Below are 22,075 nucleotides of genomic sequence, written 5' to 3'. Positions count from 1 at the left end.
ACCGATGTATTCACTTGAAGACCTGCTGCACCTGATGAACCGTCTGCGCGACCCGCAATATGGTTGCCCGTGGGACATCAAGCAAACCTACGCCAGCATCGTGCCCCACACCCTGGAAGAAGCCTACGAAGTCGCCGACGCCATCGAGCGCGGGGATTTTGATCATCTGCAGGGCGAGTTGGGCGACCTGTTGTTCCAGGTGGTGTATTACAGCCAACTGGCCCGGGAAGAAGGGCGCTTCGAGTTCGCCGGGGTGGTGGACAGCATCACCCGCAAGCTGATTCGCCGGCATCCCCATGTGTTCCCCACCGGCGACTTGTATGCGCCGCTGGATGTTCCTCAGTTAAGCGAAGAGCAGGTCAAGGAGCGCTGGGAGCAAATCAAGGCCGAGGAGCGCGCAGAAAAGTCCCAGGCCCCGCAGCAACTGTCCCTGCTCGATGATGTACCCAGCGCTTTGCCGTCCCTGTCCCGTGCGGCCAAATTGCAAAAACGCGCGAGCCAGGTAGGCTTTGACTGGCCAGCGGCGTTACCGGTGGTGGATAACGTGCGTGAAGAGCTTGATGAGGTGCTCGAAGCCATGGCCGACAATGACCCGGCAGCGATTGCCGATGAAGTCGGTGACCTGCTGTTTGCGGCGGTCAACCTGGCCCGGCACCTCAAGGTGGACCCGGAAACCGCCCTGCGCGGTGCCAATGCCAAATTCGAAAGGCGATTCCGATTTATCGAACAGGCATTGCGCGACACCCACCGTCCCATGGAAGATTGCACCCTCGAAGAGTTGGACGCCCTGTGGGGTGAAGCCAAACGCCAGGAAAAGAATGTGTCCAACTGCGGTTGAGCAGTTGCCTAAGTGAGTAAGCACCATGAGCATTTCCCTTCGCGACCAGTTGCTCAAAGCAGGCCTGGTCAATCAGAAGCAGGCCAAGCAGGTCGGCAAAGACAAGCAGAAGCAGCAGCGCCTGGTTCACAAAGGCCAGGCCCAGGCCGACGACACCCAGCAGCGCCTGGCCCTGGAAGCGCAGGCCGAGAAGGTCAAGCGCGACCAGGAGCTCAACCGTCAGCAGCAGGAAAAGGTCGAGGCCAAGGCCCGTGCCGCGCAGGTCAAGCAATTGATCGAGACCTCGCGCCTGCCCAAGTTGACCACCGAGGACTACTACAACTTTGTTGACGACAAGAAGGTCAAGCGCCTGTCGGTCAACACCTTGATGCGCAACAAGCTGAGCAACGGTTCGTTGGCGATTGTCCACCATGGCGGCGGTTACGAGGTGATTCCACGGGAGGCTGCGCTGAAAATCCAGGAGCGTGCGCCTGAGCGCATCATCCAGCTCAACATCCTCACCGATACCCAGGTGCCGGATGAGGATGATCCGTACGCCGCTTACCAGATCCCTGATGATCTGATGTGGTAACAGCCTTGCGGTTGTAAGCGGGGCTATTGTGGCAAGCGGGCTTGCCCCACGCTGGGCTGCGAAGCGGCCCCAAAACCTGATCCCACCGTTGCATCTTAAAGATCGCGGTGGCCTTATTGGGCCTGCTTCGTAGCCCAGCGCGGGGCAAGCCCGCTCGCCACACATAGCCGCAGAGCGGCCCATAGCACTCCGGTGAGTCAGGAGCTGGATGCCTGGCGTTTCATTTCGAGGGTTTCGAGCTCGTTTTTATAATTGTGGGCGTCGCACTCGTTGTGAAACATACCGACCAGCAGGTCTTGTTGATGCACATCCCAGATATGAATGCCGTGGGCCAGGGCCTCGTGGGACATATGGGCATCGTCGCGTTCAGTTACTTTTACTGTCATCTGCTTGCTCCAGTCTCTGGTTGATCTGCGGCAAGGCGTCGCAGGCCTTTGTTATATGTTTTGTTAGCTTGCTAAGTAAACTGACTTTGCGCGCAACAATTCATTGCAGCAGCCGCAACAATGCTCCAGGCCCCGTAAACCGCGATATTGCGTCGCAGGGGCAAGGGGTTTATGACAAAAGTTTCATGTTCGAATCAGGCTTTGGCCTTGTGTTGGGTATCCCGCCGCCATCGCAAGTGCTCACCCGTGGGAGCTGGCTTGCCTGCGATGACGCCAGTCGCCCCGCGACAAATTCCAGGCGAAAAAAAGCCCCGCATTTAGCGAGGCTCTTTCAATCAATCAGCGATCAGCTGCCTTTCACAACCTTGCCATTGACCGTACCGTCCAACAGCATGATGTTGTATTCCTTGCCGTCGGTTTCGACCTGTTGCAGGCGAACCAGCAGGTAGTCCCAGTCCTTGGCAAACCACATCACCGTGGTGCGCTTGCTTTGTGTCGGGTCGCGCACGCGCTCAACCTTGATGGCGTCGATCTTGCCGGCCTTGGTGTCGACTTTCTCGGTAGCCAGTACGCGGAAGTCATAGGTCTCGACTTCGCCGTCATCCACGACCTGGTAGCTCATGGTTTTCTTGCCGGCCGCTACGTCATGCTGCAGGGCCAACTGGTAGGTGGATTTATCGACCATACCGCGGTTCAGCGGGATCTTGACCGCGTCGCCGCGATCGGTGCCGGTGACCATCTTGGCGGTCCAGTCGAAGTCCAGGTCGGCCTTCTTGGCTTTGCCAAGGCCACCCCGTTCAAAGTGGTAGGACTGGGGCAGCAGGGTGTCCTTGTCCAGCGTCAGGGTGCTTTCTTCGGTCAGGCTGGCGATCATCATCGAAGCCTTGAAGCTGAGCTTCCAGACGCCGTTGCCGGTACTTTCCAGGCTACGGGAGGCCTGGCCGCTCATGGGCAACTGCTTCCAGTCGGCGGTGTAGCTGGCGGAGAAAGGCTGAAGATCTGCCGCGTGCACGGTAGGCAGGGCAAGCAGAGCAAAAGCGAAGAGCAGGGCACGACGCATAAAATCTCCTAGGTACGAATCAAGTGGCCGCTGGCCGCAAGTAACTGGCCGTCCAACAATGCACCTTGTTCACCGAGCACCAAACGTCCTTCGGCAAACCAGCGAACCGCCAGCGGGTAAATCCTGTGTTCCTGGGTGTGAACCCGTTGCGCAAGGCTCTGCGCTGAGTCCGCAGACTCTACCGGAACTACTGCCTGTACGACCAGAGGCCCGCCATCGAGTTCCTCGGTGACAAAGTGCACGCTGCAGCCATGCTCTGTATCTCCGGCCTCTAGGGCGCGTTGGTGGGTATGTAACCCTTTGTATTTGGGCAGCAGGGAAGGGTGAATATTCAGCAGGCGCCCCTGGTAATGGCGCACGAAGCCAGCGCTGAGAATGCGCATGAAACCGGCGAGGACCACAAGCTTGGGATTGAAGGCGTCGATCAGTTCGATCAAGGCTGCATCGAAGGCCTCGCGACCGTCGAACGCCTTGTGATCCAGGGAGCGGGTATCGATACCTGCATCCTGGGCGCGTTGCAGGCCGTAGGCGTCGCTGCGGTTGGAAATCACCGCAGCGATGCGCACCGGGCTATCGCCGGTGCGCGTGCTATCGATCAGGGCCTGCAAGTTACTGCCGGTGCCGGAGAGCAGCACCACGACATCACAGGTTGCTGGCATCAGTGAGCCTTGAGGTTCTTCAGTTCAACCTGGGCCGCACCTTCGGCAGCGGTGGCGATCTGGCCGATCACCCATGGCTGCTCGCCGGCTTCACGCAGTACGTTCAGCGCGGTTTCCACGTGCTCTTGAGCTACGCAGATGACCATGCCCACGCCGCAGTTCAGCACGCGGTGCATCTCGGTTTCATTGACGTTGCCTTTCTCTTGCAGCCAGTCGAAGACCGCCGGGCGCTGCCAGCTGGCTACGTCGACGATGGCCTGGGCGCCTTTTGGCAGCACGCGCGGGATGTTGTCCAGCAGGCCGCCACCGGTGATGTGGGCCATGGCCTTGACTGCGCCAGTGTCCTTGATCAGCTTGAGCAATGGCTTGACGTAGATGCGGGTCGGGGCCATCAGCAGGTCGGTCAACGGCTTGCCGTCGAGCTGGGTGTTTTCGATGTCGGCGCCGGACACTTCGATGATCTTGCGGATCAGCGAGTAGCCGTTGGAATGCGGGCCGGACGATGGCAGGGCCAGCAGGGCGTCGCCAGCGGCAACCTTGGAACCGTCGATGATCTCGGCTTTTTCCACGACGCCGACGCAGAAACCAGCCAGGTCGTAGTCTTCGCCTTCGTACATGCCCGGCATTTCAGCGGTTTCGCCGCCGACCAGGGAGCAACCCGACAGTTCGCAGCCGGCGCCGATACCGGTGACCACTTGTGCAGCGGTCTCCACGTTCAGCTTGCCGGTGGCGTAGTAATCAAGGAAGAACAGCGGCTCGGCGCCGCACACTACGAGGTCGTTGACGCACATGGCGACCAGGTCGATGCCGATGGTGTCGTGCTTGTTCAGGTTCAGCGCCAGGCGCAGCTTGGTGCCCACGCCGTCGGTGCCGGAGACCAGCACAGGCTGCTTGTAGCCGGCCGGGATCTCGCAGAGGGCGCCGAAACCGCCCAGGCCGCCCATGACTTCGGGGCGCGCAGTGCGCTTGGCGACGCTCTTGATGCGTTCGACCAATGCTTCACCGGCGTCGATGTCTACACCGGCGTCCTTGTAGCTCAGGGAGGGTTGCTTGCTCATGATCCAGGCCTTTAGGGGGGGATTCAGGGGTAACGACCGATGCGGTGGGGGTACGGAAGTTGAACACTTCAGGACGGCCCAGCCGTTGACGGTCTGCGAAGGCGCGCGATTTTATCAGGCTTGAGGGGCAGCGGCCATCCTCGGGCCGACGGGCAGAGGCATATGGTGCTAAAAAAACCTTAATCGGCGCCGCGATCGCCTGTATTAAGGTATAGCCTTTAACCCGCTATCGTTATGACAGTACGAAAACTTACCGGGGCCTTGTGAATGTTTTGCCGGTTGCTGTGGTCACAGCCTTGCTTAACCTTCTTCACGCGGCCTGTTCCAGCCGCTTTTTTGTCGTTCGGGAATCTTTTTTCATGGGTCTGAGTAGATACTTTTTTGTCGGCTGTTTGTCGTTGGTCAGCCTGGCGAGTCATGCCGAAACCCTCAATGGCCTCTATCAAGTACTGGAGCCTGTCAGCAGCCAGGCGCCGCAAGAGCGCGAACAAGCCACCCAGCGTGCCCTGCAGACCCTGGTGATCCGCCTGACCGGCGACGCCAAGGCCGCCGAGGGCCCAGGCCTGGCAGCGATTCGCAAGGATCCGCAACAGATCATCAGCCAGTACGGCTACGACGCGGGCCCACCAGAAAGCCTGCAAGTGGATTTCGACCCGGTCAGCACCGACCGCGCCCTGCGCGATGCCGGTCTGGCGTTGTGGGGCAACAATCGGCCGTCGATCCTTGGCTGGTGGCTGAGCGACTCCACCGAGGGCAGCAGCCTGGTGGGTGATGGCCAGTCGGCTGCCGAACCGCTGCGCCGTGCCGCCCAGCATCGCGGCTTGCCGTTGCGCCTGCCACTGGGTGACCTCGATGAACAGATCGTTGCCACCGCCCCGAATCTTGAAAGTGCAGATCCCGCGCCCCTGCGTTCGGCCTCCGAGCGTTATGGCGCCGACGCCCTGCTGGCGGTGCATGCCCGTGAAGAGGCGGGCCAATGGCAAGCCAAATGGCGCCTGTGGCTAGGTGACAAAGCCGAGCAGGGCACCGTACAGGGCGCCGACACGGCTGCCCTGGCCGATGCCGTTTTGCTGGCGGTCAGTGAGCGTCTTGCTCCCCGTTTTGCGGTAAAAGCCGGGGTGTCCAGCGAGCAGTTGCTGCAAGTGCAAGGCATGACCCTGGAGCGCTACGCCGCCCTCGGTCACCTGCTGGAGCCTTTTGGTGCGCAGTTGCAGCGGGTGGATGGTGATCGGATCGTCTATCGGGTCAACGGCAGCAGCGAACAACTGCGCAGCCAGTTGAGCCTGGCCAAGCTGCAGGAGGTGCCAGCCGGCGAGGCGCTTGCGCCGCAGCCTGTGCAGCCGCCGGTGGCCGAAGGGGCTTCACCTGCGCCAGTGCCACCGGTCGAGCCTGAGCCGCAACTGCGTTTTCGTTGGTAAATGTTCTTCCTTATATAGAAGCAACTGACAGATGGAGTGGTTTATGGCGGATACGCGTCGTTGGGTGTGGCTTGGCGGGATTGTTCTGCTGTGCGTCTTTGTGTTCTTGCTGCATTCGATCCTGACGCCGTTCCTGGTCGCCTTGCTGTTGGCCTATCTGTTCGATCCAGTGGTGGATCGCCTGGAAAAGGCCGGCTTGTCGCGAACCTGGGGCGTAGTGGCGGTATTTGCGCTGTTTACCCTGATCGTCATGGCGTTGCTGCTGGTGTTGGTGCCGATGCTGGCCAAGCAGATGATCCGCCTGTATGAACTGGCACCGCAGATGCTCGACTGGCTGCAACACACGGCCATGCCCTGGGCGCAGTCCAAGCTGGGCCTGGCCGATGGCTTCTGGAAGTTCGACAAGGTCAAGGCCGCGATCAGCGAGCATATGGGGCAGACCACCGATATCGTCGGGGTCATCCTCAGTCAGGCCACGGCCTCCAGCCTGGCATTGATCGGCTGGCTGACCAACCTGGTGTTGATCCCGGTGGTGGCGTTCTACTTGCTGCGTGACTGGGACATCATGATCGCCAAGATCCGTAGCCTGCTGCCCCGCGATAGCGAGGAGCGCATCGTATCCCTGGCCGAGGAGTGCCATGAGGTGCTGGGCGCTTTCGTTCGCGGACAGTTGTTGGTGATGGTGGCGTTGGGGATTATCTACGCTGGCGGGCTAATGGCGATTGGCCTGGAACTCGGCCTGTTGATCGGCATGATTGCCGGCCTGGCGGCGATTGTGCCGTACATGGGTTTTGTCATCGGGATTGGCGCGGCGCTGGTGGCCGGCCTGTTCCAGTTTGGCGGCGACTTGTACCCGATGCTGGGGATTGTCGCGGTGTTCATGGTTGGTCAGGCGCTGGAAGGCATGGTGTTGACGCCGTTGCTGGTGGGCGATCGTATCGGCCTGCATCCGGTGGCCGTGATCTTTGCGATCCTGGCGGGCGGCGAGCTGTTCGGCTTTACCGGCATCCTGCTGGCGTTGCCGGTGGCGGCGGTGATCATGGTGCTGGTGCGCCATGTGCACGATGTGTACAAGGATTCGGACGTCTATACGGGCGCCGATGACCCTCAGTTGTAAGGCTGATCACAAACCCGGCTCAAGGCCGGGTTTGTTGTCTTCAGGGCTTGGCATTTAGCCATAGCGTCAAACAATCTCCAAAAAATCCAATGAGTTAACGCAAACCTTTGATTTTGCTTGTGGTCTGTTGCATTGTGCGCCCGGCGTCACGGGTATAAACTTTGCAAACTTTTCACAGAGGCCACTAACGGTTCGATTGGAGCCGTTCAGTCAGCATGAAACCGATTCAGCTGCCCCTAGGTGTGCGTCTGCGTGACGACGCTACCTTCATCAATTACTACCCAGGCGCCAATGCCGCTGCACTCGGCTATGTCGAGCGGCTCTGCGAAGCCGACGCCGGGTGGACGGAAAGCCTGATCTACCTCTGGGGCAAGGACGGCGTGGGGCGTACCCACCTGTTGCAGGCAGCCTGCCTGCGCTTTGAGCAGATGGGTGAGCCGGCGGTGTACCTGCCGTTGGCTGAACTGCTGGACCGCGGCATCGGCATCCTCGACAACCTCGAACAATACGAATTGGTTTGCCTGGATGATCTGCAAGCGGTCGCTGGCAGGGCGGATTGGGAAGAAGCACTGTTCCATCTGTTCAACCGCCTGCGTGACAGTGGCCGGCGCCTGCTGATTGCTGCGTCTACCTCGCCTCGGGAATTGCCGGTCAAGCTGGCTGACCTCAAGTCCCGGCTGACCCTGGCGCTGATCTTCCAGATGCGCCCATTGTCCGATGAAGACAAATTGCGTGCCTTGCAGCTGCGTGCCTCGCGCCGTGGTCTGCACCTGACCGATGAAGTCGGGCATTTCATCCTTACCCGTGGCACCCGCAGCATGAGCGCATTGTTCGACCTGCTCGAACAGCTCGACCAGGCCTCCTTGCAAGCCCAGCGCAAGCTCACCATCCCCTTCCTCAAAGAAACCCTCGGCTGGTAGCCAGCCCTTTTAAACCGGGGCTCTTGGCAAATTCCAGGCGCCAGAAAACCTGCGTTTGGGCCGCTCTGGCCACGCAAAAGGGTCTAAATGGGGTTTAAGGGCTTAGATGACATAGGTCAAACAGGAAGTCACATAGATCACGATTGAATTTGCAAATCGATGTCATAGAAGGCATAGTCTCGGCTTCTTTACATATCAGCCACGGTCGTGCCCATGCTAAATCGCTTCGCACCCCTCGTGCCTCTCGCACTCGTAACCCTGTTGTTTGGTTGCGCCACCCACCCCCAGCAGGTGGCTGAGCAGCAAAAGCCGCAACAACAGCATCAAGCCAAATTCGTCGCAACACAGTCTTCTTCTGTTTATGAAGAAGAGGTGGCGACCGAAAAAGAACTGGCCCAGTTCTCCGACAGCAAGCCTTATCAGTTGCCGCTGCTGGCCGACAGCATCCTCGAACGCGGCATGTCCCTGATCGGTACCCGCTACCGTTTCGGTGGTACCTCTGAAGCCGGCTTCGACTGCAGTGGCTTTATCGGCTATCTGTTTCGTGAAGAAGCGGGCATGAACCTGCCGCGCTCCACCCGCGAAATGATCAACGTGGATGCACCGTTGGTCGCACGAAACAACCTCAAGCCCGGTGATCTGCTTTTCTTCAGTACCAATGGCCGTGGGCGTGTCAGCCACGCCGGTATCTATCTGGGCGATGACCAGTTCATCCACTCCAGCAGCCGCCGTAGCGGTGGGGTACGGGTTGATAAGTTGGGCGACAGCTACTGGAGCAAGACCTTCATCGAAGCCAAGCGCGCACTGGCGATGGCCCCCACTAGCGTTACCGCCCGCAAGTAAACTTAAAGTGATACTTGAAGTTTGACGCGTAAGCGCTAGAATCCTGAGATATTGTTGCGAACCAGACCGCGCGAGCTTGCTTGCGCGGTCTAGTTTTCAGCGTTCGGCAGCGAAAGCCGCATCCAGATCAGGATTGTTCTGCCCATGTCGACCTCGGCCCGCCTAATTCTTCTTGTTTGCGCCGCGCTGCTCAGTGCCTGCGCCAGCCGTCCTCCACCTGCGCCTGTGGCCGTCAAGCCCAAGCCGGTATTCAACTACACCGCCCAGAGCTTTTCGCCGGTTGCCGAAGATGTGCTGTTTCGCGCCTTGGGCCTGGTCGGCACGCCTTACCGCTGGGGCGGTAACACGCCGGACTCGGGGTTTGATTGCAGCGGCCTGATTGGTTTTGTCTACCGCGATGCCGCTGGCATCTCGCTGCCGCGCACCACCCGCGAGTTGATCGTGATGCGTGCCCAGGACGTGCGTGAAGATGCGCTGCAAACCGGTGACCTGCTGTTTTTCGCCACGGGCGGTGGCTCCCAGGTCAGCCATGCCGGGATCTATGTGGGTGAAGGGCGCTTCGTCCATGCGCCACAAACCGGCGGTACGGTGAAGCTTGATACCCTGTCCAAGGCCTATTGGCAGAATGCCTACCTGAGCGCCAAGCGCGTGTTGCCGGCGGAGCATCTGGCGCGTAACCCTTAAGACCTGCACCGATCAAAAATGTGGGAGCGGGCTTGCTCGCGAAAGCGGTGGATCAGTCAGTACATCTGTTACTGATCCACCGCTTTCGCGAGCAAGCCCGCTCCCACATTGTTTTGTGGTGTTGTCGAGTCCTGCTATTTAGCAGCCGACACCCGCCACACCTTATTCCCCACATCATCGGCCACCAACAACCCGCCCTGCTGATCGATCACCACACCCACCGGCCGGCCCATGGCTTTCTCATCACTGTTGAGAAACCCGGTCAGCACATCCACCGGTTGCCCCTTCGGCTTGCCACCCTCGAATGGCACAAAAATCACCTTGTAGCCACTGTGCGGCTTGCGATTCCACGAACCATGCTGGCCGATAAACGCGCCATGGCTAAATTGTGCCGGCAGCGTATTACCTTCAGCGAAGGTCAGGCCCAGGGACGCAGTGTGTGGCCCGACGGCGTAGTCTGGTGCAATGGCCTTGGCTACCAAGTCCGGGTCCTGCGGCGTGACCCGTACATCCACATGTTGGCCGTAGTAACTGAACGGCCAGCCATAGAAGCCGCCATCCTTGACCGAGGTGATGTAGTCCGGCACCAGATCGCTGCCGATTTCATCGCGCTCGTTGACCGCCGTCCACAGCTTGCCGCTTTGTGGCTCCCAGGCCATGCCGTTGGGGTTACGCAGGCCGGAGGCAAAAATCCGCTGTTTGCCGCTGGCCCGATCGACCTCCCAGATCGCAGCGCGGCCCTGTTCGGCTTCCAGGCCGTTTTCGCCGACGTTGCTGTTGGAGCCCACGCTCACATACAACTTGCTGCCATCCTTGCTGGCCACCACGTTTTTCGTCCAGTGGTGGTTCAGCGGGCCGCCCGGCAGGTCGATGACCTTGGTGCCTGGCGCCTTGATCGCGGTTTCCCCAGGTTGATAGGGGAAGCGCAGCAGCTTGTCCGAATCGGCCACATACAGATCGTTGCCCACCAGGGTCATGCCAAACGGCGAGTTGAGGTTCTCCAGGAAGACCGTGCGGGTTTCCGCCACGCCATCATGGTCGGCATCGCGCAGCAGGGTGATGCGGTTCGGGCTAGGTACGCCGGCACCGGCGCGGCCCATGACCTTTTCCATGACCCAGCCGCGAATGCCCTTGGAATCATCCGGCTTGGGCGGCGCGTTGGTCTCGGCCACCAGCACATCGCCATTGGGCAATACATACAGCCAGCGCGGGTGGTCCAGGCCTTCGGCGAAGGCGCCGACCTGGGTGCCAGCGGCGGCCTGGGGCTTGGCGCCATCGGGCCAGCCAATGGCCGGGGCGATGTTGACGGTGGGGATCAGGGTTTTGTTCGGTTCCGGCAACTTGGGCGAGGGCCCGGTGCCGTCGGAGACCTGCAAGGTTGAGCTTTCCCCGCAGGCGGCGAGTGCGCCTGCGGCCATGATCAGTACGGCGAGTCGGGTCTTGTGCATGTTTTTCTCCTCAATGCCTGTAGTCATAGAGGTACGGTGCGTGGCGATGGTTCAAGTGCGTGGCCGGCTTTAATTGACGCTGTACCCCCAACCCACTAACCTTCGCCGCTTGTTTCAGGTGCTCTGTGACGTACGCGTCGACCGAGTGAAACAGGGAAGCCGGTGAGTGCGCGCACTTTTCTACAGTGCGGCCACGATCCCGGCGCTGCCCCCGCAACGGTAAATGAGTCAAGACGCTGCTTTTGCCACTGTATCGCGTGCGATATGGGAAGGCGCATCGTCGGCCCGCCCTGGTCAACAGGGCGCCACTCATGAGCCCGGAGACCGGCCTGATTCATCCAACAGCATCACGGTGGGCGATGCTTGGCTTCATATAGATTGTCTTTTCCTGCCCGCCGTTTTTGTCCAGCCCCAACGGAGAGCTGCCATGACTGATTCCCCTGATCGTGACGAACGCCACCTGGCGCGCATGCTGCGCAAAAAAGCGGTGATTGATGAGCGCATTGCCAATTCACCGAATGAATGCGGTTTGCTGCTGGTATTGACCGGCAATGGCAAAGGCAAAAGCAGCTCGGCGTTTGGCATGCTGGCCCGCGCCATGGGTCACGGTATGCAATGTGGTGTGGTGCAGTTCATCAAGGGGCGCAACAGCACCGGTGAAGAGTTGTTCTTCCGCCGCTTCCCCGAACAGGTACGGTTCCATGTGATGGGCGAGGGCTTTACCTGGGAAACCCAGGACCGCCAGCGCGATATCGTCGCTGCCGAAGCGGCCTGGAAAGTCTCCCGGGAAATGTTGCAGGATCCGTCCATCGGCCTGGTGGTGCTGGATGAGCTGAACATTGCGCTCAAGCACGGTTATCTCGACCTGGACCAGGTGTTGAGCGACCTGCAAGCCCGGCCACCGATGCAGCACGTGCTGGTCACCGGTCGCGGCGCCAAGCCGCAGCTGATTGAAATGGCCGACACCGTCACCGAAATGGGCATGCTCAAGCACGCGTTCCAGGCCGGTATCAAGGCACAGAAAGGCATCGAACTTTGAACCAGCCGCGCCATTGCCCTGCCGTGCTGATCGCCGCGCCGGCGTCAGGCCAGGGCAAGACTACCGTCACCGCCGCCCTGGCCCGTTTGCACCGCAACCTGGGGCGCAAGGTCCGGGTGTTCAAATGCGGCCCGGACTTTCTTGACCCGATGATCCATGAGCGCGCCAGCGGCGCGCCGGTCTATCAATTGGACATGTGGATGGTGGGCGAGCAGGAAAGTCGCCGTTTGCTGTGGGAAGCAGCGGGGGAGGCGGACCTGATTCTGATCGAGGGCGTGATGGGTCTTTTCGACGGCACCCCCTCCAGCGCCGACCTGGCGCGCCATTTTGGCGTGCCCGTGCTGGCGGTGATCGACGGCACCGCCATGGCCCAGACCTTCGGCGCCCTGGCGCTGGGGCTGGCGCGTTACCAGGCGGACCTGCCGTTCGCCGGGGTCTTGGCCAACCGCGTCGGGACCGTGCGCCATGCGCAATTGCTTGAAGGCAGCCTGACCGAAGGTCTGCGCTGGTACGGCGCGCTGTCCCGGGAAACCGGGATCGAACTGCCGAGCCGCCATCTGGGCCTGGTGCAGGCCAGCGAGTTGAACGACCTGGACCTGCGCCTGGATGCGGCCGCCGAAGCCCTGGCCGGCAGTTGCGAGGTAGCACTGCCGCCGCCGGTGGAGTTCGCCGCACCCGAGCTGATCGAGGCCGAACCTTTGCTGGACGGGGTACGGATTGCCGTGGCCCGTGATGAAGCTTTCGCGTTCACCTATGGCGCGAGCCTCGACTTGCTACGGGCGATGGGCGCCCAATTGCATTTCTTCTCGCCGATCCATGACCGCGTGTTGCCCGACGCCGACAGCCTCTATCTGCCCGGTGGTTACCCGGAGCTGCATCATCAGGCGTTGTCGCAAAACACCGCGATGCTGCAGGCGATCCGCGCCCATCACGGCGCAGGTAAGCCGTTGTTGGCCGAATGTGGCGGCATGCTCTATTTGCTCGACTCATTGACCGATGTCGAGGGCACTCGCGCCGAACTGCTGGGGCTCTTGCAAGGCGATGCGGTCATGCAGAAACGCCTGGCGGCCCTGGCCCTGCAAACGGTTGAATTGCCGGAAGGCGTGCTGCGCGGCCATACCTATCATCACTCCCTGACCAGCACGCAATGGCAGCCGATTGCCCGCGGCCTGAGCCCCAATGGTGGGCGCGGCGCCGAGGCGGTGTATCGCCAGGGGCGGATGACGGCCTCCTATGTGCACTTTTATTTCCCGTCGAACCCGGTTGCGGTGGCCGCGCTTTTTGCGCCTGAGCGGGACGCCGCTATCGCAGGCAAGCCAGCTCCCACAGGGGATTGCATTGCAAATGTAGGAGCGGGCTTGCCCGCGATAGGGTCATGACCGACAACGCCTTCCCCGCAGCCGAACGCCAGGCCATCTACCGCGCCATCGCCGAACGCCGTGATATGCGCCACTTCAGTGGCGGCACTGTCGCCCCCGAGCTCTTGCATCGCCTGCTGCAAGCCGCGCACCAGGCCCCCAGCGTCGGCCTGATGCAGCCGTGGCGCTTTATCCGTATCAGCGACCGCAACCTGCGCGGGCAGATCCAGCAGTTGGTGGAAGCAGAACGCCTACGCACCGCGGCTGCCCTGGGCGAGCGTTCGGATGACTTTATGAAGCTCAAGGTCGAAGGCATCAACGACTGCGCCGAGGTGTTGGTGGCGGCGTTGATGGATGATCGTGAGCGGCATATCTTCGGCCGGCGCACGTTGCCGGAAATGGACCTGGCCTCGCTGTCCTGCGCGATCCAGAATCTGTGGCTGGCTTCCCGCGCCGAAGGCCTGGGCATGGGCTGGGTGTCGTTGTTCGAACCCCGGGACCTGGCCGACCTGCTGGGCCTGCCGCCCGGCGCCAAGCCGCTGGCCGTGCTGTGCCTGGGCCCGGTGACGGAGTTCTACCCGGCACCGATGTTGCAACTCGAAGGCTGGACCGAACCGCGTCCGCTGAGTGACATGCTGTATGAGAACTATTGGGGAGTGAATCAATGAGTGTGGCCTTGCTGAGTGTCGCTGCAGTGGCGCTGGATGCGCTGCTGGGCGAGCCCAGGCGCTGGCATCCGCTGGTGGCGTTCGGCAATTTTGCCGAGCGCATCGAGCAGCGTTTCAACTCCGCAGGTCGCGGCTGGCGCAGCCATGGCGTGACCGCGTGGTTTATCACCGTGATACCGCTGACCTTGCTGGCCACGGCCTTGTCCTGGGCGCCTTACGTTGGCTGGGTGATCGAGATCCTCGCGTTGTACCTGGCCTTGGGCATGCGCAGCCTGGGTGAGCACGTGTTGCCGGTGGCCCAGGCCCTGCGCAGTGGGGATCTGGACGAGGCACGCACGCGCGTCAGTTACCTGGTCAGCCGCCAGACCAGCGAATTGGACAGCACTGAAGTGGCGCGCGCCGCCACCGAGTCGGTGCTGGAAAACGGCAGCGACGCGGTGTTCGCCGCGCTGTTCTGGTTTGTCGTGGCCGGGGTGCCGGGCGTGGTGCTGTACCGCCTGAGCAATACCCTGGATGCCATGTGGGGCTATCGCAACGAACGCTTTGAACGCTTCGGCTGGGCGGCGGCGAAAATTGACGATCTGCTTAATTACATTCCCGCGCGCCTGGTGGCGTTGACCTACGCCGTGCTCGGCAAAACGCGCCTGGCGCTCAAATGCTGGCGCCGCCAGGGCCCGACCTGGGACAGCCCGAATGCCGGCCCGGTGATGGCCGCCGGTGCTGGCGCCCTGGGCGTCGAGTTGGGCGGTGCGGCGATTTATCACGGTGAGCTGCACCAGCGTCCGGTCCTCGGCGAAGGACCACCGGCCGATGCCGATTCCATCGAGCGTGGCTGGCAACTGGTGCAGCGCGGCGTGTGGTTGTGGGTGTTGATCCTGTGCGCGGGGGCACAATTCTATGCTTGAACATGGTGGCCGGCTGCGCAAAGCCGCGATGCAGTACGGCATCGCCCAGGAAGATTGGTTGGACCTGTCCAGTGGCCTCGCGCCCTGGCCCTGGCCAATCCCGCCCATCCCATTACGGGCCTGGGCACGTTTGCCAGAGAGCGATGATGGTCTGGAGCAGGCCGCCTGCGACTATTACGGCGCGGCCCAGGTGTTGCCGGTGGCGGGTTCCCAGGCGGCGATCCAGTTGCTGCCGCGCCTGCGCCGAGCGGGCAAGGTCGGCGTGCTGTCGCCGTGCTATGCCGAGCATGCCGAGGCCTGGCGCCGCGCCGGTTATATCGTGCGCGAGGTGCTGGAGCAGGAAGTCGACTTCTTCCTCGACAGCCTCGACGTGCTGGTGGTGGTCAATCCCAATAACCCAACCGGCCTGAGCCTTACCCCCCAGCGCCTGCTGGATTGGCATGCGCGGCTGGCCCAGCGCGGTGGCTGGCTGGTAGTGGATGAAGCCTTTATGGACAACACCCCGCACTTGAGCCTGGCGAGCCAGGCCAACCAAGTGGGGCTGATTGTGTTGCGCTCGTTCGGCAAGTTTTTCGGCCTGGCCGGGGTGCGCCTGGGCTTCGTCCTGACCGAGCGCAAGCTGCTCAAGCTGCTGGCCGAACAGGTCGGGCCGTGGGCGGTCAGCGGGCCGACCCGGGAGTTGGGGCAGGTCTGCCTGCGCGACAGCGCCGGCCACGCCCACCAGCGTCAGCGCTGCGAAGAAGCGAGCCAGCGCCTGTTCAGCCTGCTGGATCAGTATGGCCTGCGCCCACAAGGTGGCTGCGCGCTGTTCCAGTGGCTGGTCGCCGATCGCGCCGAGCAGTTGCATGAGTTCATGGCCCAGCGCGGCATCCTCCTGCGCCTGTTTGTCCACGACAGCAGCCTGCGTTTTGGCCTGCCCGGGACCGACGCCGATTGGCTGCGCCTTGAACAAGCCCTGACTGCCTGGAAACAAGCCTCATGACCACCTTGATGGTGCAAGGCACCACCTCCGACGCGGGCAAAAGCACGTTGGTGACCGCGCTGTGCCGCTGGGTCGTGCGCCAGGGCGTGCCGGTGGTGCCCTTCAAACCGCAGAACATGGCGCTCAACAGTGCGGTCACGGCAGAAGGTGGCGAGATCGGCCGTGCCCAGGCCGTGCAGGCCCAGGCCGCCAACCTCGCGCCGCACACCGATATGAACCCGGTGCTGCTCAAGCCCAATAGCGACACGGGCTCCCAGGTCATCATCCATGGCCATGCGGTGACGAGCATGAATGCCGTGGCCTATCACGACTACAAGGCCGTCGCCATGCAGGCGGTGCTGGCCTCCCATGGGCGTTTGAGTGCGGCCTACCCTGTGGTGATGGTCGAAGGCGCGGGCTCGCCGGCCGAGATCAATCTGCGGGCCAACGACATCGCCAACATGGGGTTCGCCGAAGCGGTGGATTGCCCGGTACTGCTGATCGCCGATATCAATCGCGGCGGGGTGTTCGCCCACTTGGTCGGCACGTTGGAGTTGCTATCGCCGTCGGAACAGGCGCGGGTCAAGGGTTTTATCATCAACCGCTTTCGCGGCGATATCGCGCTGCTGCAACCGGGCCTCGATTGGCTTGAAGCGCGCACCGGCAAACCGGTGCTCGGCGTGCTGCCCTATGTGATGGACCTGCACCTGGAAGCCGAGGATGGCATCGACCAGCGCCAGATCGACAAGGCGGCGCAGGTGCTCAAAGTGGTGGTGCCGGTATTGCCGCGCATCAGCAATCACACGGACTTTGACCCGCTGCGCCTGCATCCCCAGGTGGATTTGCAGTTTGTCGGGCCGGGGCAGGCGATCCCTGCCGCTGACCTGATCATCCTGCCCGGCTCGAAAAGTGTGCGCAGCGACTTGGCCTACCTGCGCGCCAATGGCTGGGACCGTGCGATCGCCCGGCACTTGCGCTATGGCGGCAAGGTCCTGGGTATCTGCGGTGGCCTGCAGATGCTGGGCGCGCAAGTTCACGATCCGCTCGGCCTGGAAGGCACAGCGGGCTCCAGTGATGGCCTGGGCCTGCTGGCGTTCAGCACCACCTTGGAATCCGAGAAACAATTGCGCAATGTGCGTGGCCGGCTGGTGCTGGAAGATGCGCCGGTCAGCGGTTATGAGATCCATGCGGGCGTGACCCGAGGTACTGCCCTGGAGCAGCCAGCCGTGCGTTTGGATGACGGTCGCAGCGACGGTGCTTGTAGCGATGACGGGCAGATCCTCGGCACCTATCTGCACGGGCTGTTCGAGACTCCCGCCGCATGCAGCGCCTTGCTGCGTTGGGCCGGTTTGCAGGATGTGCAGGAGGTGGATTATCACGGCTTGCGCGAGCGCGATATCGAGCGCCTGGCGGACCTGGTGGAGCAGCATCTGGACACCCGGTTGCTGCGCCAGTTATGTGGCATTTGAGGGTTTGACCATGTTGCAACTGATCCTCGGCGGCGCCCGTTCCGGCAAGAGTCGCCTGGCTGAAAAACTCGCCAGCGACAGCGCCATGCCTGTCACGTATATCGCCACCAGCCAACCCCAGGACGGTGAAATGAACGCGCGCGTGGCCCTGCATCGCCAGCGTCGCCCAAGCCATTGGGGCCTGATCGAAGAGCCGCTGGAACTGGCGCGGGTCCTGCGCGAACACGCCGCCCCCGGCCAGTGCCTGCTGGTTGATTGCCTGACCCTGTGGCTCACCAACCTGTTGATGCTGGATGATCCGCAGCGCTTGGGTGTGGAGCGCGAACAACTGCTGGACTGCCTGGCGTCGCTGCCGGGGGAAATCATTTTTGTCAGCAACGAGACCGGTCTGGGTGTCGTGCCGCTGGGCGAATTGACTCGCCGCTATGTGGATGAAGCCGGTTGGCTGCATCAAGCCCTGGCCGAGCGTTGTCAGCGTGTCGTGCTGACCGTTGCGGGCCTGCCCCTGACTTTGAAAGGTACTGCGTTATGAGCCAATCCTGGTGGCTGGACCCCTGCAAGGCGCTGGACGCCACGGCCTATGAACAAGCCCTGGCCCGCCAGCAACAACTGACCAAACCCGCCGGGTCCCTGGGGCAACTGGAAGCGCTGGCGGTGCAATTGGCCGGTTTGCAGGGCCGGGTCAAACCGACGGTCGAGCACGTGTGGATCACCATCTTTGCCGGTGATCACGGTGTGGTCGCCGAAGGTGTGTCGGCCTATCCCCAGGAAGTCACCGGGCAGATGCTGCATAACTTTGTCAGTGGTGGCGCGGCGATCAGCGTATTGGCCCTCCAACTGGATGCGCGGCTGGAAGTGGTGGACCTGGGCACTGTCACGCCGTCCCTGGACCTGCCGGGCGTGCGCCACCTGAATATCGCCCCGGGCACGGCCAATTTCGTGCTGGGCGCGGCCATGACCGAGGCTCAGGGCCAACTGGCCCTGGCGGCGGGGCGTGACAGCGTGCAGCGGGCGATCAACGCCGGTGCGCAGCTGTTTATCGGCGGCGAGATGGGCATCGGCAACACCACTGCTGCTAGTGCGCTGGCCTGTGCGTTGCTCGATTGCCAGGTCAGCGACCTGACCGGCCCCGGCACCGGCCTGAATGCCCAGGGTGTGAGCCACAAAGTAGCGGTGATCGAGCGCGCCCTGGCACTGCATGCCGGGCAGCGGGGCGACCCGTTGCAGACCCTGTTCAATCTCGGAGGCCTGGAGATCGCCGGGTTGGTGGGAGCCTATCTGGCCTGTGCCCAAGCGGGTGTGGTGGTGCTGGTCGACGGGTTTATCTGCACCGTCGCGGCGCTGGTCGCCACGCGTCTGAACCCGTCCTGCCGGCCATGGCTGTTGTTCGGCCACCGGGGCGCCGAGCCGGGCCATCGCCACGTGCTGCAAAGCCTGCAAGCCCAGCCGCTGCTGGAACTGGGCCTGCGCCTGGGCGAGGGCAGTGGTGCGGCGCTGGCGGTGCCACTGCTGCGCCTGGCCTGTGCGTTGCACGGACAGATGGCGACATTCGCTGAGGCGGCTGTGGCGGATCGCCCGGCATGACCTTGCATCTGGACCTGTTGCGCCATGGTGAAACCGAACTGGGCGGCGGTTTGCGGGGCAGCCTGGATGATGCGCTGACTGCCAAGGGCTGGACGCAGATGCGCGAGGCGGTGCAGGCGGTGCAGGCGCGCGGGCCGTGGGATCGCCTGATCAGCTCGCCGCTGCAACGTTGCGCGCGGTTTGCCGACGAGTTGGGCGCACGCCTGAACCTGCCGGTGCACCTGGAGCAGGATCTGCAGGAGCTGCACTTCGGCGCCTGGGAAGGGCAGAGCGCAGCGAAGTTGATGGAGACCGACGCCCAAGCGCTGGGCCTGTTCTGGGCTGATCCCTATAGCTTTACGCCGCCGGGTGGCGAGCCTGTCGAAGGGTTTTCCCGGCGTGTACGCGACGCTGTCCTACGCCTGCATCAGCTGTATGCCGGGCAACGGGTGCTGCTGATCAGCCATGGTGGTGTCATGCGTTTATTGCTGGCCCAGGCCCGTGGCTTGCCCCGTGAACAATTGTTGAATGTCGAGGTGGGGCACGGCGGCTTGTTCAGCCTGCGGGTCGAGGCCGATGGCGTCTTGAGCGAGGGCGCCTGAATGTTGCCCTTTTGGATTGCCTTGCAGTTTCTCAGCAGCCTGCCAATCCGCCTGCCGGGCATGCCGCAACCCCAGGAACTGGGGCGTTCGCTGCTGTTTTATCCGCTGGTGGGGCTGCTGTTCGGGCTACTGCTGTGGGGCTTGAACACGCTGTTGATGGGCGCGCCGCTGCTGCTGCACGCGGCCCTGCTGCTGACGGCGTGGGTGCTGCTCAGTGGCGGCTTGCACTTGGATGGCCTGGCGGACAGTGCCGATGCGTGGCTGGGTGGCTTTGGCGACCGCGAACGCACCCTGACCATCATGAAGGACCCGCGCAGCGGCCCGATTGCCGTGGTCACCCTGGGCTTGGTGCTGCTGCTCAAATTCACCGCCTTGGTGGCGTTGATCGAGCAACACAATGGCGCTGCGTTGATCCTCGCCCCATTGATCGGCCGCAGCGCGCTGCTGGCGCTGTTTCTCACCACTCGCTATGTGCGCGCCGGGGGCCTGGGCCAGGCGCTGGCTGATCATTTGCCACGGATTGTCGGGCAGCAGGTGCTGATCCTCAGCGGCCTGGCCTGTGTGTTGATCGGCGGCTTCAGTGGTGGAGTCGCGGTGCTGCTGGCCGCTATCTGCTTTATAGGACTGCGCCAGGTGATGATCAATCGACTGGGCGGCACGACCGGAGACACGGCCGGCGCCTTGCTGGAGCTGCTCGAAGTAGCAGTGGTGATCGGCCTGGCTCTGTAACACTTTCTTGCATTTCCTTAATCCCGGGTATATACACGCTCCATGCTTGCCTCCCAATGTTTATGCACCAACCTGCGTCGTGCCGCCCGTGGCGTCAGCAGGCACTACGACGGCGCCCTCGATGGCTTCGGGATCAACGTCGCCCAGTATTCCTTGCTGTGTAATCTGCAGCGCCTGGACCAGCCGAGCATTTCCAGCCTGGCCGATGCCATGGGCCTGGACCGCAGTACCCTGGGGCGTAACCTGCGGGTGCTGGAGGGTGAAGGCCTGGTTCGGTTGGTCGAGGGCGATGATCTGCGCAATCGCCTGGTAATGCTCACCGAGGAAGGCCAGCAGCGCCTGGCGGCCGCGTTGCCGGCCTGGGAAGCGGCGCAGCAGAAATTGATCGATAAATTGGGCGTGCAAAAACGCGAAACCCTGTTGGCCTTGCTGGACGAACTCGCTTAAACGCGGGTTTGTTCGAATACAAGCGGGTATATACCCGTGAGCGGAGAATAATAATGACCTCGATGTGGCGTACCAGTGGCTGGATTCTTGTCGGGAGTGCGCTGATCCTGGCGCTTTCCCTGGGCGTGCGGCATGGCTTTGGCCTGTTCCTGGCGCCCATGAGTGCCGAATTCGGCTGGGGCCGTGAAACCTTTGCCTTTGCCATCGCTTTGCAAAACCTGATCTGGGGCCTGGCGCAGCCGTTTACCGGGGCCCTGGCCGACCGCTTTGGCGCGGCCAAAGTCGTGATGATCGGTGGCGTGCTGTATGCCTTGGGCCTGGTGTTCATGGGCCTGTCTGATTCGGCGTGGTCGCTGTCTTTGAGTGCCGGCTTGCTGATTGGTATCGGCCTGTCCGGCACCTCGTTCTCGGTGATCCTCGGCGTGGTAGGGCGTGCCGTGGCCCCGGAAAAACGCAGCATGGCCATGGGCATTGCCAGTGCTGCCGGTTCTTTCGGCCAGTTCGCCATGTTGCCGGGCACCCTGGGCCTGATCGGCTGGCTGGGCTGGTCCGCGGCCTTGCTGGTGCTGGGCCTGCTGGTGGCGCTGATTGTGCCACTGGTGACGATGATCAAGGATCGCCCGCTACCGGTCATGGCTGGTCAGCAAGCCCTGCGCGAGGCCTTGCAGGAAGCCTGTTCCCATTCCGGGTTCTGGTTGCTGGCCTTTGGCTTTTTTGTCTGCGGTTTCCAGGTGGTGTTTATCGGCGTGCACTTGCCGGCGTACCTGGTGGACCAGCATCTGCCGGCGACCGTCGGCACCACGGTGCTGGCGCTGATCGGCCTGTTCAATATCTTCGGCACCTACACGGCAGGCTGGCTCGGTGGGCGGATGTCCAAGCCGCGCTTGCTCACGGCGTTGTACCTGCTGCGGGCGGTGGTGATTGTGCTGTTCCTGTGGGCGCCGGTGACACAGATGAGCGCCTACCTGTTCGGCATGGCCATGGGCTTTTTGTGGCTGTCGACCGTGCCGCTGACCAACGGTACGGTGGCGACCTTGTTCGGGGTGAGAAACCTGTCGATGCTGGGTGGGATCGTGTTCCTGTTCCATCAGTTGGGTTCGTTCCTTGGCGGTTGGCTGGGTGGCGTGGTCTATGATCGAACGGGCAACTACGATTTGATCTGGCAGGTGGCGATTGTCTTGAGCCTGGTCGCGGCCGCCCTTAACTGGCCGGTGCGTGAGCGGCCGGTGGCAAGGTTGCAGGCGCAGATGGGGGTGGCATGAACTCGCTCGGATACTGGTTTGGCGCAGCCGGTCTGCTGACGCTGTTGCTGTTGGCCTGGTGGGGCTGGCA

At 62.3% G+C, this 22,075-nt stretch carries 24 protein-coding genes and 1 riboswitch; of the genes, 19 read left to right on the top strand and 5 right to left on the bottom strand.

Translation table 11 applies throughout. The features are described 5' to 3' along the window. Positions 1–4: 4 nt before the first annotated feature. Entirely contained in the window at positions 5–838 is an 834-nt protein-coding gene (gene mazG / locus HBO09_RS15040; protein ID WP_133714205.1) for a nucleoside triphosphate pyrophosphohydrolase, read from the top strand. A gap of 25 nt (positions 839–863) precedes the next feature. Further along, positions 864–1,409: a DUF2058 domain-containing protein gene (locus HBO09_RS15035; protein ID WP_169993347.1), complete on the top strand. Its 546-nt coding sequence runs from the start codon at positions 864–866 to the stop codon at positions 1,407–1,409. A 197-nt stretch (positions 1,410–1,606) separates the two neighbouring features. On the opposite strand, the gene HBO09_RS15030 is transcribed toward HBO09_RS15035, so the two are convergent. The 4 genes from HBO09_RS15030 to purM form a co-directional block, all read right to left on the bottom strand. Next, the gene (locus HBO09_RS15030; protein WP_029292397.1) at positions 1,607–1,795 is read right to left on the bottom strand and encodes a hypothetical protein; all 189 of its coding nucleotides are present in this window, start codon (positions 1,793–1,795) and stop codon (positions 1,607–1,609) included. A gap of 346 nt (positions 1,796–2,141) precedes the next feature. Next, positions 2,142–2,855: a DUF3108 domain-containing protein gene (locus HBO09_RS15025; RefSeq protein ID WP_169993346.1), complete on the bottom strand. Its 714-nt coding sequence runs from the start codon at positions 2,853–2,855 to the stop codon at positions 2,142–2,144. Between the two features lie 8 nt (positions 2,856–2,863). Next, positions 2,864–3,514 carry a phosphoribosylglycinamide formyltransferase gene (gene purN / locus HBO09_RS15020; RefSeq protein WP_169993344.1) on the bottom strand — a complete coding sequence of 217 codons (651 nt, stop codon included), beginning with the start codon at positions 3,512–3,514 and terminating at the stop codon, positions 2,864–2,866. Further along, the gene (purM, locus tag HBO09_RS15015; protein ID WP_032857036.1) at positions 3,514–4,572 is read right to left on the bottom strand and encodes a phosphoribosylformylglycinamidine cyclo-ligase; all 1,059 of its coding nucleotides are present in this window, start codon (positions 4,570–4,572) and stop codon (positions 3,514–3,516) included. Before purM ends, purN begins: the two co-directional genes overlap by 1 nt. Positions 4,573–4,931: 359 nt before the next feature. Between purM and HBO09_RS15010 the strand changes: the two genes are divergently transcribed. The 5 genes from HBO09_RS15010 (at position 4,932) to HBO09_RS14990 (ending at position 9,554) form a co-directional block, all read left to right on the top strand. Further along, positions 4,932–5,990, top strand: a complete 1,059-nt coding sequence (locus HBO09_RS15010; RefSeq protein ID WP_169993342.1) for a DUF2066 domain-containing protein — start codon at positions 4,932–4,934, stop codon at positions 5,988–5,990. Positions 5,991–6,033: 43 nt separating this feature from the next. Next, positions 6,034–7,107, top strand: coding sequence for an AI-2E family transporter (locus HBO09_RS15005; protein WP_169993340.1), 1,074 nt, complete (start codon positions 6,034–6,036; stop codon positions 7,105–7,107). Between the two features lie 215 nt (positions 7,108–7,322). Continuing rightward, positions 7,323–8,027, top strand: coding sequence for a DnaA regulatory inactivator Hda (hda, locus tag HBO09_RS15000; protein ID WP_032857040.1), 705 nt, complete (start codon positions 7,323–7,325; stop codon positions 8,025–8,027). A gap of 213 nt (positions 8,028–8,240) precedes the next feature. Next, complete coding sequence (locus HBO09_RS14995) at positions 8,241–8,870, top strand: NlpC/P60 family protein (RefSeq protein ID WP_169993338.1); 630 nt, start codon at positions 8,241–8,243, stop codon at positions 8,868–8,870. A 144-nt stretch (positions 8,871–9,014) separates the two neighbouring features. Next, the gene (locus tag HBO09_RS14990) at positions 9,015–9,554 is read left to right on the top strand and encodes a C40 family peptidase (RefSeq protein ID WP_169993336.1); all 540 of its coding nucleotides are present in this window, start codon (positions 9,015–9,017) and stop codon (positions 9,552–9,554) included. A gap of 134 nt (positions 9,555–9,688) precedes the next feature. Here the strand turns inward: HBO09_RS14990 and HBO09_RS14985 are convergent, their stop codons facing one another. Beyond that, complete coding sequence (locus HBO09_RS14985; protein ID WP_169993334.1) at positions 9,689–11,002, bottom strand: sorbosone dehydrogenase family protein; 1,314 nt, start codon at positions 11,000–11,002, stop codon at positions 9,689–9,691. A gap of 99 nt (positions 11,003–11,101) precedes the next feature. Continuing rightward, positions 11,102–11,350, top strand: a riboswitch (cobalamin riboswitch). Positions 11,351–11,429: 79 nt separating this feature from the next. Between HBO09_RS14985 and cobO the strand changes: the two genes are divergently transcribed. The 12 genes from cobO to HBO09_RS14925 all read left to right on the top strand — a co-directional run bounded on the left by cobO (position 11,430) and on the right by HBO09_RS14925 (position 22,005). After that, a complete protein-coding gene (gene cobO, locus HBO09_RS14980; protein ID WP_169993332.1) occupies positions 11,430–12,041 on the top strand; it encodes a cob(I)yrinic acid a,c-diamide adenosyltransferase in 612 nt (203 codons plus the stop codon). Beyond that, positions 12,038–13,420, top strand: a complete 1,383-nt coding sequence (locus tag HBO09_RS14975; protein WP_169993330.1) for a cobyrinate a,c-diamide synthase — start codon at positions 12,038–12,040, stop codon at positions 13,418–13,420. Before cobO ends, HBO09_RS14975 begins: the two co-directional genes overlap by 4 nt. Next, positions 13,417–14,067, top strand: coding sequence for a 5,6-dimethylbenzimidazole synthase (gene bluB, locus HBO09_RS14970; protein ID WP_169993328.1), 651 nt, complete (start codon positions 13,417–13,419; stop codon positions 14,065–14,067). Before HBO09_RS14975 ends, bluB begins: the two co-directional genes overlap by 4 nt. Next, positions 14,064–14,972: an adenosylcobinamide-phosphate synthase CbiB gene (cbiB, locus tag HBO09_RS14965; RefSeq protein ID WP_169993326.1), complete on the top strand. Its 909-nt coding sequence runs from the start codon at positions 14,064–14,066 to the stop codon at positions 14,970–14,972. The genes bluB and cbiB overlap by 4 nt, the downstream gene beginning before the upstream one ends. Next, positions 14,965–15,954, top strand: coding sequence for a threonine-phosphate decarboxylase CobD (gene cobD / locus HBO09_RS14960; protein ID WP_169993324.1), 990 nt, complete (start codon positions 14,965–14,967; stop codon positions 15,952–15,954). The genes cbiB and cobD overlap by 8 nt, the downstream gene beginning before the upstream one ends. After that, entirely contained in the window at positions 15,951–17,402 is a 1,452-nt protein-coding gene (locus HBO09_RS14955; RefSeq protein WP_169993322.1) for a cobyric acid synthase, read from the top strand. The genes cobD and HBO09_RS14955 overlap by 4 nt, the downstream gene beginning before the upstream one ends. 10 nt (positions 17,403–17,412) lie before the next feature. Beyond that, the gene (gene cobU, locus HBO09_RS14950) at positions 17,413–17,934 is read left to right on the top strand and encodes a bifunctional adenosylcobinamide kinase/adenosylcobinamide-phosphate guanylyltransferase (RefSeq protein WP_154906374.1); all 522 of its coding nucleotides are present in this window, start codon (positions 17,413–17,415) and stop codon (positions 17,932–17,934) included. After that, positions 17,931–18,986 (top strand): nicotinate-nucleotide--dimethylbenzimidazole phosphoribosyltransferase, encoded by a 1,056-nt coding sequence (gene cobT, locus HBO09_RS14945; RefSeq protein ID WP_169993320.1) that lies wholly within the window; start codon positions 17,931–17,933, stop codon positions 18,984–18,986. The genes cobU and cobT overlap by 4 nt, the downstream gene beginning before the upstream one ends. Continuing rightward, complete coding sequence (gene cobC / locus HBO09_RS14940) at positions 18,983–19,567, top strand: alpha-ribazole phosphatase family protein (protein WP_169993318.1); 585 nt, start codon at positions 18,983–18,985, stop codon at positions 19,565–19,567. Before cobT ends, cobC begins: the two co-directional genes overlap by 4 nt. Further along, positions 19,568–20,296, top strand: coding sequence for an adenosylcobinamide-GDP ribazoletransferase (locus tag HBO09_RS14935; protein WP_169993315.1), 729 nt, complete (start codon positions 19,568–19,570; stop codon positions 20,294–20,296). Between the two features lie 42 nt (positions 20,297–20,338). Next, positions 20,339–20,743, top strand: coding sequence for a MarR family winged helix-turn-helix transcriptional regulator (locus tag HBO09_RS14930; protein ID WP_169993313.1), 405 nt, complete (start codon positions 20,339–20,341; stop codon positions 20,741–20,743). Between the two features lie 62 nt (positions 20,744–20,805). Next, on the top strand, positions 20,806–22,005 hold the full coding sequence (locus HBO09_RS14925; RefSeq protein WP_169993628.1) for an MFS transporter: 1,200 nt from the start codon (positions 20,806–20,808) through the stop codon (positions 22,003–22,005). Positions 22,006–22,075: the final 70 nt, after the last annotated feature.

The sequence above is a fragment of the Pseudomonas sp. WS 5027 genome (assembly GCF_012985695.1).
Classification (GTDB): domain Bacteria; phylum Pseudomonadota; class Gammaproteobacteria; order Pseudomonadales; family Pseudomonadaceae; genus Aquipseudomonas; species Aquipseudomonas hygromyciniae.
This window is presented reverse-complemented; position numbering and strand designations above follow the sequence as displayed.